This is a genomic window from Arthrobacter sp. D2-10, assembly GCF_054161285.1.
The window spans coordinates 699,134-716,573 of the sequence record NZ_CP096431.1; the positions used below are offsets into that span (position 1 = coordinate 699,134).

Consider the following 17,440-nt stretch of genomic DNA (forward strand, 5'->3'; position numbering starts at 1 on the left):
CCCATGACTGCAGAAGTTCAGAACCGCCCCCGTATTGCCCTGACCCTCGGTGATCCGGCCGGCGTCGGCCCGGAACTGGCCGTCAAGCTGCTCGCAAAGCCCGAGACCACGCAGGTCGCTGAGGTCTACGTGCTGGCTGATCGTGCCGAGGTTGAAGCTGCAGCCGCAGCAGCCGGCGTCACCGTACCCCTTGCTGATGAGCCCGCTCCCGGGTTCGCCGTGCTGCTCGATGACAACTCGGCTCCCGCCGAGCCCATCACGGTCCGCGAGGTGTCCCAGGCGGCAGGGGAGCGCACCATGCACCAGCTGCGCCGCGCCGTCGCACTCGCCAACGAGGGCAAGGTGGAGGCCATCCTCTTCACGCCGCTGAACAAGACCAGCCTCAAGCTGGGCGGCATGAATGAAGAGGACGAACTGCGCTGGTTCGCCAAGGAGCTCAACTACACCGGCACCACCAGCGAACTCAATGTCCTTCCCGGGCTGTGGACCGCCCGGGTTACCTCGCATATCCCGATCAGCGAGGTAGCCGAGCGCATCACCCCGGAGAACGTCACTGCCGCCATCCGCCTGTTGCACGGCGTTCTGTCCGACTCCGGCCTCGCATCCCCACGGGTTGCAGTCTGCGCGCTGAACCCGCACGCCGGTGAGAACGGCAACTTCGGCCGGGAAGAGATTGACCAGATCGCTCCGGGTATCGCCGACGCGGTAGCGGAGGGAATCAACGCCCAGGGCCCGTTCCCGTCCGACACCGTGTTCCTTGCGGCCAAGCGGGGCGACTTCGACGGCGTCGTCACCATGTACCACGACCAGGGCCAGATCGCGATGAAGCTCATTGGCTTCGACCGCGGCGTCACCATCCAGGGCGGCCTGCCGATTGTGATTGCGACGCCGGCGCACGGCACCGCATTCGACATCGTGGGGAAGAACATCGCGAACCTCGGAGCGACTGAGCACGCGTTCGAGCTGGCAGCGGCGATCGGTTCGCGTTTACGGGCGTCGAAGACCCTTGTCTGAACCCTTGTCTGAGGAGCCATCGGCGCGGTCGGGACGGCCGGTCACTATCGGCATCAGTACCAAGATGTACCTCGGCTACGCCGCGTCCTGTGCCTGGCTTGGAGAGGTGGTGCGCATTGCCCAGGCGAGCCCCGCGGTACAGGACGGGCGGGTGGAACTGTTCGTGGCGCCGTCGTTCCCCGTGCTTGAAACTGCGCTCCGGCTGACGCGGGGTACTCCCGTGAAGGTCGGGGCGCAGAACGCCAGCGACCAGGACTCCGGCGCCCTGACCGGTGAGGTCAGCCCGGCTTTCCTCGCCGAGATGGGTGTGGAGCTCGTCGAGCTCGGACACGCAGAACGACGCCGGTACTTCGGTGAGGATGACGGCGTGACCGCCGCGAAGGTGGCAGCGGCGCAGCGGAACGGCATCACGCCGCTGTTGTGCGTCGGCGAGCTCGAGCGGACGTCCATGGTGGATGCCGCGCAGTTCTGCCTTGAGCAGGTTGCAACGGCGGGCGTCAGCGCCACCGGTCCGGTTCCCGTCCTCGCCTACGAACCGGTGTGGGCCATCGGTGCAGCCGAGCCGGCCGGTGCCGAACACGTGCGGGGAGTGGTGGCCCGGATGAAGGCGGAGCTGCCCGAAGGGATCACCGTCATCTACGGCGGAAGCGCCGGTCCGGGTCTGCTACCGCGCCTCCAGCCCGAGGTGGACGGCCTCTTCCTGGGCCGCTTCGCCCATGATGCGCGAAACCTCGAGCTCATCCTCGCTGAGGCGGGACAGTAAGCCCACTTCCATTGACGGCCGAATATTAGTACAGTTGTTATGCTCCGGTTTCCCCCAAACCGGTGCGCAAGTGCCGGCACCCGCACGCATCCCCCATTCGTGCGGCTGCCGGCACCATACATTTAAGGGTCCGGACACTTTGAGGGTCCGGACCTCCAAGAGCCCGTGGCGTTTAAGCGTGCGTGTTTGCGTTGCTACCGTGAAGGCATGACTGCCCACCCCACGCGTCTCCTCCTCGATGTCGACACCGGGATCGACGACGCCGTCGCCCTCCTTTACCTGCTGGGCGTGCCGGACGTGCGGATTGAGGGGATTACCTGCACGGCGGGTAACGTCTCCGCGCAGCAGGTTGCCGCGAACACCCTCGCTTTGCTGGAGCTGGCAGGGGTTCACAATGTAGAGGTCGCGATCGCACGGGAAGTCCCGCTGGAGATTCCGCTGGTCACCACCGAGGAAACCCATGGCGATCAAGGGCTTGGTTATGCAGTGTTGCCTCCTACTCGACGGTCAGTCTCCAGCCGCTCAGGCGTCGATCTCTGGGTGGAGGCGGCGCGGGCTTATCCCGGCGAGCTCACCGGGTTGGTCACTGGCCCTCTCACCAACCTGGCCCTCGCGATCCGGCAGGAACCTGAACTTCCTCGCCTGCTGAAGGGTCTCGTAATCATGGGAGGTTCTTTCAACTACCAGGGAAACACCACGCCCGTCGCGGAATGGAACACCCACGTCGATCCTCATGCAGCCCGGGAGGTCTATGCGGCGTACGGGGGCGTGCCGGTGGAGAAGCTGCCCATCGTCTGCGCGCTTGAGACCACAGAGCGCATCGAGTGCCGCCCTGAACACATCGACAGATTGGCGGCCGCCGCGGGAGTTCCTGCCGAGCTGCTGTCCACCAACGACGACGACGGGTTGAGGAGCGCCTCGCCAAACCCGGTGATCGCGTTTCTTTCCGATGCGCTCCGCTTCTACATGGAGTTTCACCGGCTCTACAACCAGGGCTACATCGCCCACCTGCATGATCTCTTCGCCGCAATGGTCGCAACCGGAGAAGCCCGCTTCACCGCACGGGAGGCCCATGTCGACGTCGAAACCGAGTCGGCGTTGACGTTCGCCCAGACCGTGGGCGACTTCGCGGGCTTCCGCAAACTACCGCCGAACGCCCGGGTGGTCACCGGAAATCACCCGGACGAGGTCTTTGACCTCATGATCTCGCGGATCGCCGCTGTTGCCCGGAGAGCGAGCGCCGCCTGATCCCGGTACACTGGTGAGCTGCCGGCGGATACGCAGGCCTGCGCCGAGGTGACATGAGGTGCGCTCCTTGAGTCAATGCTCTCTCGTGCGTAAGGACCGCCATGAACTCTTCCCTGACGCTTTCCTCCCAGTCCGCGGCGCCGTCGTCGCGCTGGATGCTCCTGACGATCGGTGCCGTCCTCGTCGCGGCCACCTACCTCTACCTGGTTCTGGTCCAGCCCGCTGAAATTGCCGGGGGAGCGGGCTCGCCTGCCGGGCTGATCACTCTCCTAGGCTTCCTTGGCGGCGGTGCGCTGCTGGTGGCCGGGATCCTGCCCGGGCTGAGCACGCAGGCCGTTGTGCTGATGCCGCTCGGAATCGCCCTCAATATCTCGTTCGGGCAGCTCGCAGGCAGTCTCGGACTACCGATCTACCTCGACGCCCTCGGCACTGTTCTGGTCGCGGTACTCGCCGGCCCCGCTGCGGGCGCCGCAACAGGTGTGCTGAGCAATGCGATCTGGGGTCTGTTCAATCCCTTCGCACTGCCGTTCGCCGCAGGTTCCGCTGCAATCGGCGTGCTGGCAGGCCTGGCCGCCCGCTGGGGCATGTTTCGCCGCATCTACCTGGTGCCGGTCGCAGGGTTGCTGACCGGCGTCGTCGGCGGGTTGCTTGCTGCTCCTGTTGCCGCGTTCATGTTCGGTGCAGCCGGGACCATGGGTACCAACGCCATTGTCGCGGCGTTCCGCGCCATGGGGGACACGCTGCTGGTCGCGGCGACCAAGCAGGGGTTGACCTCCGACACGATCGACAAACTCATCATCTTCACGGTGGTGGCGCTGGTTGTGTACGCGTTGCCCCGCCGGACCCGGGATGCTTTCGGCTTTGTGCGCCGCCACCGGGTGCTGCTCGGCCGGCCTACGCCCATCGCCTCGCCCGACCTGGCCGGCGTTCCGGACGAGAGCCCTGCTGGAAGGGATTAGCAGGTGCGGTGTCGCCGCCGAATCTGGAACCCCCTCACCGAACTGACCATCGCGGGACTGCTGGTTGTTCTGGTTCTGGTGGTCGATGACTGGCGTTTTTCACTCGCAGTTCTTCTCCTGGTGGTTGTGCCCGTTGCGGCGACGTCCGGGCGGGCAGGGCGGATTATCGTCGCGTTCGGAGTGGTGGTGGGGCCGATGCTGCTCTTTCTTTTGCTCCTCCACGGGCTTGTGTATCCCGAGGGGGAGACAGTGCTGCTGTCTCTAGGCCCTGCTGAGGTCACCATGGAGGGTCTGCAGTACGCCCTGTCGATGGGTCTTCGTGTGGCCGCCTTCGCTGGGCTGCTCCTCACCGCAGCGTTATCGCTGGATGTCTCCGAGTTGCTGAGCACCCTGACCCATCGCGGATGGAACCGGAAGCTCGTGTTCGTGCTCGGCGCCGCCCTCGGACTTGCTCCGCTGGTGTCGGAGCGCGCATCCCACATCACCAGGGCTCAACAAGCGCGCGGGCTTGTGGTAACGCGCAACCCGGTCTCCAAGTTTCAAGCCCTGGTGATGGTGGGGCGGCCGCTCATCGCCGGACTGTTGATGGATGCCGCCGACCGGTCGCGCGCCCTGGAAGCGCGCGGCTTCGCTGGGACCGGGCGACGCACCAGTTACCGCGCGGATACCGACACTGCCGCCCAACGCACCGTGCGCTGGGTGCTGCTGGGCGCCGTCGTCATCTTCACCCTGTGGTGGTACGTGGGGAGGCCTGCGTGATTTCCGTTGAGGTGCGCACCTTCACGTACGACGACGGCGCTGGGCTCGCTGACATTTCTCTCACCCTTGCAGCGGGGGAGAGGGTGCTGGTTGTAGGTGCGTCCGGTTCCGGGAAGAGCTCGCTCGCGCGGCTGGTCGCGGGGCAGTTCGATGCCGGCCAGGGGCAACGCTTCGTCGGCTCCCTGACGCTGGCCGGCGAACGCCTGGTGTTTGAGGGTTCGGACGCGGACCCCCGGGTAGATCCTGCGGCGTGGGCTTCCCACGTCGGGTTCGTGGGGCAGCGGGCACACGCCCAGCTGTCCATGGTCTGCTCGACGGTGGCCGAGGAAATTGCCTTCGGGCTTGCCAACCGGGGTGTGCCGGCGGAGCAGATGCACCTGCTCGTGGCCTTGACGGCGGAGCGCCTCGGATTGACGGGCCTGCTCGATCGGGATCCACGGCGGCTGTCGGGAGGTGAGCTGCAGCGGGTGTGTATTGCGGCCGCCGTCGTAGGCGAACCGGGGCTTCTGGTGCTTGACGAGCCGTTCAAGGGGCTCGACGCAGCTGGGTGGCAGAGCCTTGAGCGGCTGCTGGAGGAGTTGACGCAGAGCGGAACAACTGTCCTGCAGTTCGAGCCGACGTGCCCGCGTGAGGTGGCTTCCGGGGTCCGGGTCATGGTGCTGGCGGGCGGGACTGTCCTGGCTGAAGGTTCTGACACTGAGGGGGAGCACGCGAATAACGTCGAAGCCTTGGCGTCACGTCTGAAGCCCGTGGGCGAGCTTTCCGGAATCGGCGGGACGCCGGCCGTCCAGCTCCGCGACCTCTCTTTCAGCTATGGCGGGGAAACGGTTCTCTCGAGAGAGAACCTCGCGGTTCGCCGTGGCGAGGCGGTCGCGGTGCTTGGCCCCAACGGATCGGGGAAGTCCACGCTGCTCCAGCACCTGAATGGGTTATTGAGGCCCTCCGCCGGCACAGTCCGCGTGCAGGGAGAAGACATACGCGGTCGGACAACCGGAGCCCTCGCTGCCAGCGTCGGTTACCTTTTCCAGGACACCGACCAACAGCTGTTCGAGCGCACGGTGCTGCGGGAGGTGTCCTACGGTGCGCGTGCAGCCGGCAAGCCAGCGAAGGAGTGCAGACAGGCCGCGATGGAAGCACTCGACGACGTCGGACTGTGGAACCAATCGGACGCGCATCCGCACGATCTGTGTTTCCGGGACCGGCGGCTTCTTGCGTTGGCGTCGCTGATCGTTGCGGCACCGGACATCTGGGTGCTCGATGAACCGACGGTGGGGTTGGATGTACGCGGGCTCGAGGTCCTGGCCCGGCTCATCCGACGTCACACCTGCAACGGAGGCACCCTCCTGATGGCAACCCATGACGAGGCCTTCGCTCGCGCAGTTTGTCATCGCATGATCACGCTTGGTTCAGGTTCGGGGAACAACCCTGATCGTTGACGTGAATGAGTGCTGTTCCCCCGGGATCAGGGTGATCGCATTCTCACGGATGTTGCCCGGCTCAATGCACAGGAATGATTGCCAGTCATGCTCCCCCAAGTCCGGTACAGCACGGGAACCTGCAGATCCCGGATTCCAGATGATCCTGCTTCCTGCACTAGGACTCTCGATGACGATGTCCCTGTGATTGGCATCGTCATGGACTGTGACCGGCGTCGAACACTGATAGATCCGGTCAATTCCCCGCTGGTCGAAGGCCAGCTCCGGTGTTCCCTGAGCAGTTTCAGTTGCATCTGTGAACGCGGCACCTTCAAGGCCCGAGATCCGGATGCGGGTGACGTCGCCAACTCGGATATAGGGATGGAGCGCCGGTTCGTACTGGGCGGGTGCATCACCTAGATGGGTCACTTGAAGCGTCATGGCAAGCGTTTCACCGAATGTCGCTTGGAAGCGAGCCACGAAGGAGTGTGGCCACGACATGTTCGCCACCGTTGGCCGGTAGACCAGCTGGAACGTAAGGGCGATTCTGTCCGGGGCATGCTCGACGCGGGTCAGTTGCCAGGGCACCAGGCGTCCAAAGCCGTGACGGGGCGCAGCTGTTCCTCCAAACCAGGGCAGGCAGATAGGAATACCGCCGCGGACCGGACCTGTATCGGGAAGTGGAAGGCGCGAGCCGCGCCAGAGGACGGGAGCCTGTCCCTTCGGCGTCCACTCGACGATCTGGGCTCCACGGAAGAACACCTCTGCAGTGCCTGCGGGCCCGTACGTTTTGAAAGAAGGAGACCCTCCCCCCTCATCCATTGAGAAGGGCGAGGGATAGTTCCTGACGGGCACCGGGTCCAAGGGTCAACGGCGCGTTGGCGGTCAGGTCGTCGGTGGTCCATCCTGACTGTGGGTCCTGCACACCGGCCGCCTGAAAACCGAGGATCGCTGCGCCGATTTGTCCAGCTCGAGGCCCGAGAAGTGATCGGCGCAGGGCAGGCGGGCGGCGCCAGGACAGCATTGACGACACGCGTTGTTCGAGCGGCACCAGAAGGCGATCGCCCGCTTCGGAGAGTCCGCCTCCGATGAGGATTGTTTCCGGATCGAGCAGCAGGCTGACGGTGGTCAGTGACAGGGCAAGCGCTCGGAGGCCTTCGTCCCAAACTCGTGAGCCGGCGTCGCCCGCTCGACCGGCGGCGATGTCAGCGGCGGTTCTCGCTGGGTCACCTCCATTGCTGCGATACCGGCGGACCAGGCCGGCGCCCGAGAAATACACTTCCAGGCAGCCGTGTTGTCCGCAGGTGCACTTCTCACCGTCGGCGATGACCGGGATATGCCCAAGCTCGCCGCCCGAGTAGGAGGCTCCGGTCAACACTGCGCCGTCCGTGATGAGCGCAGCTCCGACTCCTGTGCCGATCGCAATGAAGACAGAATTCAGGCTCGATCCTGCTGGCAGAAGATTCGCTTCCGCCACTCCTGCGGCCCGGACGTCATGGCTGACGTGGACGGGGAGACCGAGCGCAGTGGACAGCACGTGCACGATGGGCACGTTGGTCCACCCTAACGAGGAGGCGTATTCCACAGTCCCGGAAGAAGAATTCACCACTCCGGGAGTCGCCACTCCAATCCCGATGGGATGAAGCCCGTGTCGGAGGGACTCGATCAGCAGCGCGTTGAGAATTGCCTGCACCCGGCGGGTGATGCCGGCTCCGGCGATGCCCGTTGGAACTGTCTCGGTGATCAGCGTGCGGCCTCGTGCATCCACCACGGCGCCTTTCAGCGTCGTTCCACCGATATCCAGGGCGAGAACCACATCCTGTCGGCGCGGAATATGGCCGGACTGCGTCATTGTTGCTGTGCGCACGGAGCCCTTCCTACAGTTCCGCTGCGAGGATTTTCCCCACGCTTGGTACCCCCAGATCAGGCTGCGTGAGCAGTTGACACCGGGTGCCGGATCGGAGGAGCTCCAGCACATGGAGGTGGTTGGTGCCTGCGTGCAGGAGGGGTGCGGGTATGTAGAGGGTCTTCTGGGGTCCCTCTTCCTGGTAGCGACCCAGAAGGAAGCCGTTGACCCACACGAACCCTGCACCGAAGCCCGGCAGCGCCAGGAAGGTGTCTGCCGGAACATCGACCTGGAAGGTTGTCGATGCAAGGTCTCGCAACTCGGATGCTTTCCAATCGGCGAGGGGGATCACCGTGTGGGACCAGTTGAACGTGCGGCGCTGATTGATCAGGACACCATCGAGGATTCCTTTTCCTTGGCCGATCAGCGGGCCGTAGTTGATACGGCCTCGATTCTCCACGAGGATCTCCAGGTGCACCGGTGAGCCATTCCCGGTGACCATCAGTCCTTCAGCGGCATTGTGGTCATCGAGGGTTCCGGAGAAAGCACCGTCAACCCAGATGTAGGCGCGGTCTGCCAACCCCAGGATGCGCAGGGGAGTTTCCACCGATTCGTCGGGCCTGCCCGGAAGGGTCGGGTGAGCCGAGTAGAGGACCATCCCGGCGTCGAGTCCGAGCCGTTCGAACGACAGGGGCCGAACGTTCTCAACGGGACGGGACGCCGAGCGGAGGAGTGGAAGCAGCGGCCGGCCAGCCTCTACCCGTAGCGACTGCGCAGGAAGCACCGGTGGGGGTTCCGTCAAATGTGCAGGCAACGGCGGCGGGTCTATTATGCCTTGGGCTCGGAAGAACTCAGCGCGTAGGGCGTGGTATTTCTCGGTCAGGGCACCGTTCTCGGCGATAGGGGCGTCCGAGTCGTAACTGGTGGTGGTCGGCTGCAGTTTCGAGCCGTCATGATTGGCGCCGGAAAAGAGCCCGAAGTTGGTTCCGCCGTGGGCCATATAGAGACAGATGGAGCCTTCCAGATCCAGGATCTTCCGCACCTCGACGCAGGTTTCCGTGACGTCGCGGACATGGTGGGTTTCCTCGCCCCAGTGGTCGAACCAGCCTCCCCAGAACTCCACATTGAAGAATGGCTCGCCCGGTCGGCGCCGCCGCCAAGTTTCCACTGCTTCGTCTCCGCGGCTGCCGAGGGTAGCCGCAGCCCACGTGCCTTCCAGCGCTCCGCCGTCCAGAAAGTAGTCCGTTCCGCCGTCGGCTGTGAACATCAACTCCGAGATGCCCCTCTGCTCGAGGGCCAGTTTGTTCCACTGCAGGTACTTCCGATCGTCACCATAGCTGCCGTACTCGTTCTCAATCTGGACAGCGACGACGGGACCATCGTGGGAAGCCTGCCGCGGCACAATGACCGGCAGGAGCTGATCAAACCAGAGTTCAACCGCGCCTGTGAAGATTTCATCCATGCAACGCAGACCAATACCGGGGATTCCTGTCAACCAGGCGGGCAACCCTCCGTTGTCCCACTCAGCGCAGATGAAGGGTCCCGGACGGATGATGACGTCAAGGCCGATATCCCCGGCGAGGTCTATGAAGGCGCCCAGGTCCCGCCAACCGGTGAAGTCTGCTTCCTGGTCCTTCTTGGGCTGATGGAAATTCCACGCCACATAGGTGTCCACAGTGTTGGCGCCCATTGCCTGCAGCTTGAGGAGGCGGTCACGCCACTGGTGGGGATGCACCCGGAAATAGTGAATAGCGCCAGCGAGGATCCGGTGGGGCTCGCCGGACCGGAGCAGTTGGGAGTTCCGGTAGCTCAGGATGGGATGGGACACGGGTTTCCTTCAGACTGAGCCTGATGGCTGTCAGGCGGTGCGGGAAAGGATTTCTGCTTTGACTTGGTTCAGGAGTGGGATGCCTGTGACGAATCGCGAAACTTCGGCCAGGGCAGCTTCCCCGAGTCGGTGCAGCTCATTGCCTTGGGACCCCGCAATGTGCGGGGTAAGCACAAGGTTCGGCGCGTCAAAGAGGGGAGAATCCTCCGGGAGCGGGTCTGGATCCGTGACGTCGATGACGGCATGAAGGCGCCCGGACCTGAGCTCGGCTGTCAGCGCGGCTGTGTCCACCAGGCTTCCGCGGGCTGTGTTGATCAGGGTTGCACCGTCCTGCATCAGTGACAGGGTCAGTTCGTCGATCATGTGGAATGTTTCAGGGACCTCGGGCGCGTGAAGACTGACGATGTCGCTGGTCTTCAGAAGCTCATACAGGCTGACGGAGCGTGCGCCGTTGAGGTTTTCCGGAACGAACGGATCATAGAAGACAACCTCGACGTCAAAGGGTGCGAGCAGATCGATAACCCTCCGGCCGATACGTGAGGCACCGACGATGCCGACTTTGAGCCCGTGGTTTCCCCAGCGCTGCGGTTCTACGGTGAACGGGCGGTACTCCCGGCTGCGTCTGTAACCCCTGGCTAGTTCCAGCACGCGCTTACCGGACAGAAGAATCATCGCCAACGTGTATTCGGCCACCGGAAGCGCATTGGTGTCTGCGCCCGAAGTAACGGTAATCCCGCGGTCGAAAAGCGCGTCCGTGGCGAATTCCTTCACGGAGCCTGCGGTGTAGATCATGGCTTTCAGGTCAGGCATCCGGTCGAGAAGCCTTTCGTTGAGGACAGGGCAACCCCAACCACCGATGACCAACTCAACGTCACGGAGCGGATATTCTGCCGCGTTCGCGTTGGTGAGCAGGTCCGGTTGCAGATCCACGAGGTTCCTGAGATCCCGGAGCGCCGCGGGCGTGAACAGCCTTTCCGGTAGCCCTTCGTCCATGGCAAGGACGGCTTGAGGGCGGGGTGACTGGGACACGGGCTGGTTCATTTCTATTTCAATGCTCCTGATCCGATGCCGGCTTTCCAGAACCTCTGCAGGGAGATGAAGAGGGCGATGACGGGAAGGATGGCGACGAGTGATCCAATGACAACGAGTTGGGCGTACTCAGGGTCGGCCAGGGTCCTGCCGTTCCAGGAGTAGAGGCCAAGGGCAACTGGGTAGAGGTCTGAGTCGCTCAGCATCACAAGCGGGAGGAAGAAGTTGTTCCAGATAGCGCTGAATGACATCAGGAGTAAGGTGACGATGCCGGGCACCATCAGCGGTGCGACGACGGTGAGGAAGATCCGAACCTCACCCGCCCCGTCCAGGCGGGCGGCTTCAATCAACTCCGACGGGACATAGCTGGCACTGAAGATACGGGCCAGATAGACGCCGAACGGGCTCGCGATTTGAGGGAGGAAGACGCCCCAGAAGGTGTTGACCAAGCCGATGTTGGAGGCGAGGAGATACAACGGCATAGTGGTGACGGCAGCCGGAACCAGTACACCCACCAGGACGAACCCGAACCACCGCTCCTTGCCGGGGAATTCGAACTTGTCGAACGCATAACCCGCGAGGAACGATACGGTCACTGAGCAACAAGCACCCAGCCCGGCGTAGGCGGCCGTGTTCAGCATCCACCGGACAAACGCGCCGTCGCCCCAGGCGAACAACTCGCCGAGGTTCTGGAAGAGGTTGAACTCGGCGAAGGAGAAGCCGGGCGTTCCATACAGGTCCGACGTGCTCTTGGTCGCTGCGATGAGCAACCAGGTCAGTGGCAACAGGGTGTAAAGGCCGAACCCGATGAGGAAGATGTTCACTGCCAGTTTCGAGAACCAGGGTGAACCCTTGGGCCTGCTGGAACGGCGTCGAAGCCGTTGCCCTACAGTGAGCGGGGCCGATGACTCGTTGACAGTCGCGGCGAGTGCGGTGTTCGTCATGAGCTTGCCTTTGATCCGATCTTGGTGACTACCCACGAGAGGGTGCCGATGAACACGGCGAAGAGGAGTGCCGTGGCCGCTGCGTAGCCGAAGTCGTGCTGTTCAAACGCCGTCTGGTAGATGAACATGTTGGGTGTCCACGTGCTGTCGATTGCAGTCGCGCGCGCCCTCAGCGGGAGTACCTCGGCGAAGAGCTGCAGCGCGCCTACCAGGGTGAAAAGAGTCGCCACGCTGACGGCGCCGATGATCATCCGGGCCTTGATGGCGAAAGCCGTCCTGATCGGACCGGCACCATCGACCTTCGCCGCCTCGAGGACTTCTGCCGGTACGGCCTGCAGGGCGGCGTAGAACAGAATGACGTTGTATCCGGTATGCAGCCAGATGCTGATGTTGGACAGCGAAAGCAGGGCTGCCAGGCGGCTTCCCATGTCCCACTCGGCGCCCGTCGACTGGAAGACATCGACCAGGGGGCTTACTCCGGGGGTGTAAAGGTACACCCAGATGATCGCCGCGATCAGGCCCGGGACGATGGTGGGCATGTAAAACGCCAGCCGGAAGAACGATTTACCGCGCGCCGATGCCGAGTCAAGCAGCAAGGCTACGACCAGCGCGATCCCGATCATCAGTGGGATGTAAATCAGGCAGTAGAGGGCAATATTGCCGAACCCGGCCAGGAAAGCCTGATCCTGAAAGGCGCGAGCATAGTTCGACATACCGGCGAAAGATTTGACTGCTCCCCCCAGCCCGAGGCCGCTCGACTTCTCCGTGAAGAGGCTGAGAAAGCCCGAGTAGACGATCGGCGTGATCGTGAAACCGAAGAAGAGCAGGAAAAAGGGTGCTAGGAACAGAATGGCGGTCCGCGTAGACCGACGGATCGGGCGGCGTGAGACAGAGGTGCGGCCTGGAATGCTGGCGCCTGTCATGGTATTTCCCTTCGAGCTGGCACTGGAAAGAGTGCCTATCCTGCCGCGGATTCGCATCCGCGGCAGGACGGGTGGTTACTTTACGGAGATCCCGCGGTTCTTCAGGTCTTCCACTGTCGCTTGCTGCGCCGGTGCGAAGATCTCAGGGAGCTTCTGCGTGCCGGCCTTGACCTGACCACTCAGGTCGCCCAAGGTGGCGAAGGTGGTTGCAGTGGCCGGGGTCCATACCCATCCTTCCGGGATGGATTCGAGACCGTCGGCAGCTACCTGGTAGAAGTCCTGTCCGCCGAAGAACTCAGGATCAAAGGCTTCGGCGGCTGCGGAGCGTGCTTCCTCGTTGACAGGGAAGACGGTCGACTTTCCTCCGCCGATGCGAGCTTCGATGCCCTCAGGCGTTGTGGTCATCCACTTGATGAACTCCATTCCGGCCTCAACCTTTTCGCTGTTCTGCGAGATGCCGAAGGTAGAGCCGCCATACATGCCGGTAGCGGGCTCCGATGTGTAAGCAGGCAGGGGTGCCACCTGCCACTTACCGGTTTGATCAGCGAACGTGTCCTGCAGACCTGCTCCGTACCACGAGCCGCTGACTACCGAGAGAAGTTCACCTGCGGCTTGCTTCTCCTGGAGTACAGGCGCATCTTCTGTCCACACGAGCTTTTCGTCCGCGAGTTCCTGGTGTACTTCCATGGCAGCGCGAGTTTCTTCGCTCTCGATGTTCACCGCCCAGGAGTCTCCATCCAGAGCTCCCCACTGGGCGCCGTTCTGCCAGGCGTGAGCGGCATAAAGAGCCGGGTCACCGATGATGCTTGCGCCGATCCTGACGTCCGGGTTCTCAGCTGCTACCTCCTCGGCGGCCGCCTTGTATTCCTCCCACGTGGTTGGCACCTCGATGCCGTACTGCTCAAAGAGATCGGCGCGGTAGAAAAACATCAGAACGCCTGCATCCAGGGGTACGGACCAGGTCGATCCGCCGAAATTCACCAGGGACTGAATGGAAGCGGGGAAGCTGTCCGCCACAAGGTCGCCGACTTCAGCACTGATGTCCTTCAATACTCCCTGGCTGGCCATTTCGGCGACACGGGGGTACTCGACGGTGACAACGTCAGGCGCGTTACCCGCTGCGACCTGGTTGGTCAGCTGCGGGTAATTGTCCGCTCCGCTGGCCACCGACTGGAAGGTGACTTCGACTTCGTCCTGTGCCTCGTTGTAGGCCTCGACGACCTGCTCGGAACCTTTGAGCCAGGATGAGAAGGTGATTTCGACTGGTCCCTCGGCTTCGGCCGGGGAAGTATTTGATTCGCCTGAAGCGCATCCCGCCAGAAGGGAGGCGGTGAGCATGCCGACGACGGCGATCCGCATGCGAGAGTGACGACTGGTGCGCATTGTTCTAACTCCTTTGTAGATGTGGCCCCACTCACAATGATGAGCGAGAAGTGTGTGAGCAGTCAAGAAGAAACGAGCGTTACGGTCTTCATTCGAAAGAAACGAAAGAAAACGCGACCGGACATTCATACCGGGATGGATCAGTTACGCGCGCCGGACTCTGTGCGGCATGCCACAGCGGGGCGTGCGGACGCCGACTTCGCGCTCGCCTGGCAAGCCTGATAAATCGCGCGTCCGGGCTCATAGGCACTCAAGTCGTTCAAGTCGAACGTTGTGCCAAGAACGGACAGGGTCGAACCCGTTGCCCGCGCGGTCGGTATCTCGGCGCCGCTTCCCATCGCAAGCACGACGTCGAATGTGGCTGAGGTGCCCGAGCGGGTCAGCCGGAAGGAGCCATCCGAATGGGTGGCCGTAGCTCCCTCAGCATTGTTCAGCCAGCCGCGCAACCATGAGTCACCCTTCCTGAACGTGAACTCGATGGTGTCACCGACCGTGTGGGATTCCACCGTCACGCCGGCTTCCGGTGCGAGTTGCCAGGACCAGTCGTGAGTGATGCTGTCGCTGAAGCTGTCGTGGAACGCGATCAATGTCTCGGTGGCACCCCGGTCCGTCATGTCAACGGCGACTTCCCGGGCCGCGTGTGAAACCTGGAAGTTACCGCTGCTGTCGAGTGACACATACCCCCCGCCCTGGCCTGCATACGGTGTGGAGGCGAGAGTTTGACCGTGGCCGACAGCCTGAGTCGGCTTGTTGTCCACGAGGACACGCGAGTACTGGGCTGCAGAGGACTGGGACTTCCCGGGTTGACCAGCCCACGTGACATCGTGGCTCATGAGCGAAACACCCAGCGCGTCATACCCGGACCAGCCAAGGTGATTATGGTTGCGGTTGTTGAGTTGGAGCAGTACGTCGTCCTCATTGAACAAGCGGTTCCGGAACGAGTAGGAGCCCGCTTCGTCATCGAGAATGGCGGGGTAGACCTTATCTGCTTCGTACTGTTCGTCCTCGGAAAGGGACTCAGGCCAGTCAATGAAAGCCTGGGTGATGTATCCGGGTGAGTACCACTTGCTGGTTGCGCGGTGTCCCTGGGTCCGTTCGAAGAGTTCGATCAAGCTTCCAAGTTCTCCGGATTTTGCCCGTTCGAGGTAGAGGGGGAAGGCCGCAGCTCCGGCTCCGCCTCCCACGCCCCATTGCAGCTTGCTCGATGGCTGGCGAAGAGAAACCGTATGAAGGAGCAGGTTCGCGGTATCTGGCCGCGACCAGGACGGTTCGAGGGCATCGATCCCTGCGTCGAAGGTGCCGAGAATGCCGGGCAGCGCGATCATGTTTGTGTAGTCAAGATAGTCCAGGCCTTCCTGGAACCAGCCACCTTCCGTGTTGGCAGCGTCCAGATGCTGGCGCACCTCGTCAATCAGATTGCCGATGCGAGCTTCCCGCAGTCCATAGTCGGCATCACCGCGGACCGCCAGGTGCTGGGCGAGTTCAGCACCCCGCACTACTCCAACCCAGTTGCTCGCCTTGTCGGGAAGGATGATGTTGGGATGGCTGGCAAATTCGAAGAACACGGCGGTCCGTTCGAAGTAATCAACAGCGAAGCTGCGCTGCGCCTCATTCCAGCCGTTGTAAGCCCAGTCGTACGTGACCGCGAGCGAAGAGACCGGATTGGCGGTGTTGAGTTCCTGTTGGGCCGTGAACGGTGTGGATTTCGCTGCAGTGACGAACGCGTCAAACGCCAGGGACGCGTACTGCGGGTCCCCGGTGACCTGATAGACGAAGGCTGCTTCCCGTGCATAGCGGTCGGGGGAGGACCCGAAGGCTGCCTGGCCGGTGTCAACGCGGGTCTTGATCGTTTTCCACGCGTCCTGGGGTGTGCCCGGTGTTTCAATCAATCTGTCGATTTTGCCAAGGATCTCATCATTGAGGCCGATCCGAGGGTGTGCTGCGGACGTGCGAGATGCGGAGGCAATGACCGAGCCCCTCGCATCAACGATTCCTACGTAAGCCGCGGGGTCGGACGTCGTGATCCCGCCGAACCGGGCCAGATCAGTTCCGATCGTGTGAGCGGCAGAAACAGTGGAGCTGGTCACGGGCTCCGTATGTGCCACGGCCGTCAGCGGCAATGCGGCGTCACTGGCTGCACGCCAGCCGATGTGCACGCCCTCAGGCGTAGCGGAGGCCGATACATAGCTGGTGGCGGTGTCATCAGCGGAGGCGCTACGAATCGCAACTTCGTTGGTTTTCGCCACTTCCGCCCCTAAGGCGTCGCGTCCCACAACAAGGTAGGTGTAGCTGGTTGCAGGTTCCCATTCCTGATCGGTAACGCGTTGCAGGCTTGCCGGGACGGACCGGATCAGGTTCTCCCGCTCGGGTGTGACTGGAGAACCGGCAGCACCACGGTAGATGTCATAGCTGCTGACCGTCGCGTTTGAAGACAAGGATGACCAGGTCAAACCAATGTCCCCAGCCGCGGTGATCTCAGCCCTCAATGCGCTGGTGGCATCAGACTTCGAGACGACGATGTCATCGACGTCCATCGTGCCCTTGACTGAGTCATTGAAAACGTGGAGTCGCACCCTTCTTGCGTCGCTGGGGACGACGAACAACCCGGAACTGTGAATCCATCCTGATGTTGAAGTGTTGCTACCGAAGAATGTCGACCCCCTGGACCCGTCCACGACGTCGACCCTGATGCCGGCCTTGCCTGTTCCACTGATGCCAGTTCTGGAAGTAGAAAAGTCGATGGAGTAGGTGCCGCCACCGGCAGGGACGCTGATGTCCTGCACCAACGCGAGTCGGCTTGCCTGCGTATCGGTCGTAATCCGGACCGCGCTGTCTCCCGTGTGCCCAGGCACCTTGGTTACTGAGCCGGTCCCGGCGGGGGCCCAGCGTCCCCATGAATCCGGCAGCGTATTCCCGTATGCCTCGAAGCCCCCATTCAGGACAAGGTTTACAGGAGGCTCCTGCGTAGCTTCGGAAGCATTATGTGTCCATGTGAGGGGAACGAGAAAGGCGAGGGTAAGCGCGAGAAGGGTGGCAGCTGCCCCGATGCGTCTCGAGTTCGACATGGTGGATCTCATGATTGATTCTTCTCTCTTGGAGTGCCGACTCAGCTCTGTGCATGCGGGAGAGGGGGCGGCGGGCGTAATGTGCGATCGGTCACATTGGACTGCTGCAGATTACAACTGCCCGGATGCGCAGATCAATGCGTAGTGATCGAATGATCATTTTTGCTTGGGTGCGCTGCGGCACGACCGCTCGTATCTGGTTCGATGCCCCCACCTCTAGTGCTGTTCTCGAAGGGTGAAGAGCGCTACGCTTATGACCAGACG

The 17,440-nt window shown here is 62.7% G+C and carries 14 protein-coding genes; 6 read left to right on the plus strand and 8 right to left on the minus strand.

Features of this window, described 5'->3' with window-relative positions; translation table 11 throughout:
* Positions 1–3: 3 nt before the first annotated feature.
* The 6 genes from M1D74_RS03375 (at position 4) to M1D74_RS03400 (ending at position 6,179) form a co-directional block, all read left to right on the plus strand.
* Positions 4–1,014 (plus strand): 4-hydroxythreonine-4-phosphate dehydrogenase PdxA, encoded by a 1,011-nt coding sequence (locus M1D74_RS03375; protein ID WP_458116475.1) that lies wholly within the window; start codon positions 4–6, stop codon positions 1,012–1,014.
* Between the two features lie 4 nt (positions 1,015–1,018).
* A complete protein-coding gene (locus tag M1D74_RS03380; RefSeq protein ID WP_458116476.1) occupies positions 1,019–1,777 on the plus strand; it encodes a triose-phosphate isomerase family protein in 759 nt (252 codons plus the stop codon).
* A 207-nt stretch (positions 1,778–1,984) separates the two neighbouring features.
* Complete coding sequence (locus M1D74_RS03385; protein ID WP_458116477.1) at positions 1,985–3,025, plus strand: nucleoside hydrolase; 1,041 nt, start codon at positions 1,985–1,987, stop codon at positions 3,023–3,025.
* A gap of 101 nt (positions 3,026–3,126) precedes the next feature.
* Entirely contained in the window at positions 3,127–3,984 is an 858-nt protein-coding gene (locus M1D74_RS03390) for an ECF transporter S component (RefSeq protein WP_458116478.1), read from the plus strand.
* A gap of 3 nt (positions 3,985–3,987) precedes the next feature.
* Positions 3,988–4,743, plus strand: a complete 756-nt coding sequence (locus tag M1D74_RS03395) for an energy-coupling factor transporter transmembrane component T (RefSeq protein WP_458116479.1) — start codon at positions 3,988–3,990, stop codon at positions 4,741–4,743.
* On the plus strand, positions 4,740–6,179 hold the full coding sequence (locus M1D74_RS03400; RefSeq protein ID WP_458116480.1) for an ABC transporter ATP-binding protein: 1,440 nt from the start codon (positions 4,740–4,742) through the stop codon (positions 6,177–6,179). The genes M1D74_RS03395 and M1D74_RS03400 overlap by 4 nt, the downstream gene beginning before the upstream one ends.
* Here the strand turns inward: M1D74_RS03400 and M1D74_RS03405 are convergent.
* The 8 genes from M1D74_RS03405 to M1D74_RS03440 form a co-directional block, all read right to left on the minus strand.
* The gene (locus M1D74_RS03405; RefSeq protein ID WP_458116481.1) at positions 6,150–6,920 is read right to left on the minus strand and encodes a D-hexose-6-phosphate mutarotase; all 771 of its coding nucleotides are present in this window, start codon (positions 6,918–6,920) and stop codon (positions 6,150–6,152) included. The two genes, M1D74_RS03400 and M1D74_RS03405, sit on opposite strands and share 30 nt — an antisense overlap.
* Before the next feature lie 52 nt (positions 6,921–6,972).
* Positions 6,973–8,025 (minus strand): ROK family protein, encoded by a 1,053-nt coding sequence (locus M1D74_RS03410; RefSeq protein ID WP_458116482.1) that lies wholly within the window; start codon positions 8,023–8,025, stop codon positions 6,973–6,975.
* 10 nt (positions 8,026–8,035) lie between these two features.
* Positions 8,036–9,832: a glycoside hydrolase family 35 protein gene (locus tag M1D74_RS03415; protein WP_458116483.1), complete on the minus strand. Its 1,797-nt coding sequence runs from the start codon at positions 9,830–9,832 to the stop codon at positions 8,036–8,038.
* Between the two features lie 30 nt (positions 9,833–9,862).
* A complete protein-coding gene (locus M1D74_RS03420; protein WP_458116484.1) occupies positions 9,863–10,873 on the minus strand; it encodes a hydroxyacid dehydrogenase in 1,011 nt (336 codons plus the stop codon).
* A gap of 2 nt (positions 10,874–10,875) precedes the next feature.
* On the minus strand, positions 10,876–11,805 hold the full coding sequence (locus tag M1D74_RS03425; RefSeq protein ID WP_458116485.1) for a carbohydrate ABC transporter permease: 930 nt from the start codon (positions 11,803–11,805) through the stop codon (positions 10,876–10,878).
* Complete coding sequence (locus M1D74_RS03430) at positions 11,802–12,728, minus strand: carbohydrate ABC transporter permease (protein WP_458116486.1); 927 nt, start codon at positions 12,726–12,728, stop codon at positions 11,802–11,804. Before M1D74_RS03430 ends, M1D74_RS03425 begins: the two co-directional genes overlap by 4 nt.
* A 75-nt stretch (positions 12,729–12,803) precedes the next feature.
* Positions 12,804–14,111 (minus strand): ABC transporter substrate-binding protein, encoded by a 1,308-nt coding sequence (locus M1D74_RS03435; protein WP_458116487.1) that lies wholly within the window; start codon positions 14,109–14,111, stop codon positions 12,804–12,806.
* A gap of 140 nt (positions 14,112–14,251) precedes the next feature.
* A complete protein-coding gene (locus tag M1D74_RS03440; protein WP_458116488.1) occupies positions 14,252–17,188 on the minus strand; it encodes a hypothetical protein in 2,937 nt (978 codons plus the stop codon).
* Positions 17,189–17,440: the final 252 nt, after the last annotated feature.

Excerpts from the sequence above, each read along its gene's own strand:
- M1D74_RS03375 (WP_458116475.1), top strand. The coding sequence starts at position 4 with ATGACTGCAGAAGTTCAGAACCGCCCCCGTATTGCCCTGACCCTCGGT.
- M1D74_RS03385 (WP_458116477.1), top strand. The coding sequence starts at position 1,985 with ATGACTGCCCACCCCACGCGTCTCCTCCTCGATGTCGACACCGGGATC.
- M1D74_RS03390 (WP_458116478.1), top strand. The coding sequence starts at position 3,127 with ATGAACTCTTCCCTGACGCTTTCCTCCCAGTCCGCGGCGCCGTCGTCG.
- M1D74_RS03420 (WP_458116484.1), bottom strand. The coding sequence starts at position 10,873 with ATGAACCAGCCCGTGTCCCAGTCACCCCGCCCTCAAGCCGTCCTTGCC.
- M1D74_RS03425 (WP_458116485.1), bottom strand. The coding sequence starts at position 11,805 with ATGACGAACACCGCACTCGCCGCGACTGTCAACGAGTCATCGGCCCCG.
- M1D74_RS03430 (WP_458116486.1), bottom strand. The coding sequence starts at position 12,728 with ATGACAGGCGCCAGCATTCCAGGCCGCACCTCTGTCTCACGCCGCCCG.
- M1D74_RS03435 (WP_458116487.1), bottom strand. The coding sequence starts at position 14,111 with ATGCGCACCAGTCGTCACTCTCGCATGCGGATCGCCGTCGTCGGCATG.
- M1D74_RS03440 (WP_458116488.1), bottom strand. The coding sequence starts at position 17,188 with ATGAGATCCACCATGTCGAACTCGAGACGCATCGGGGCAGCTGCCACC.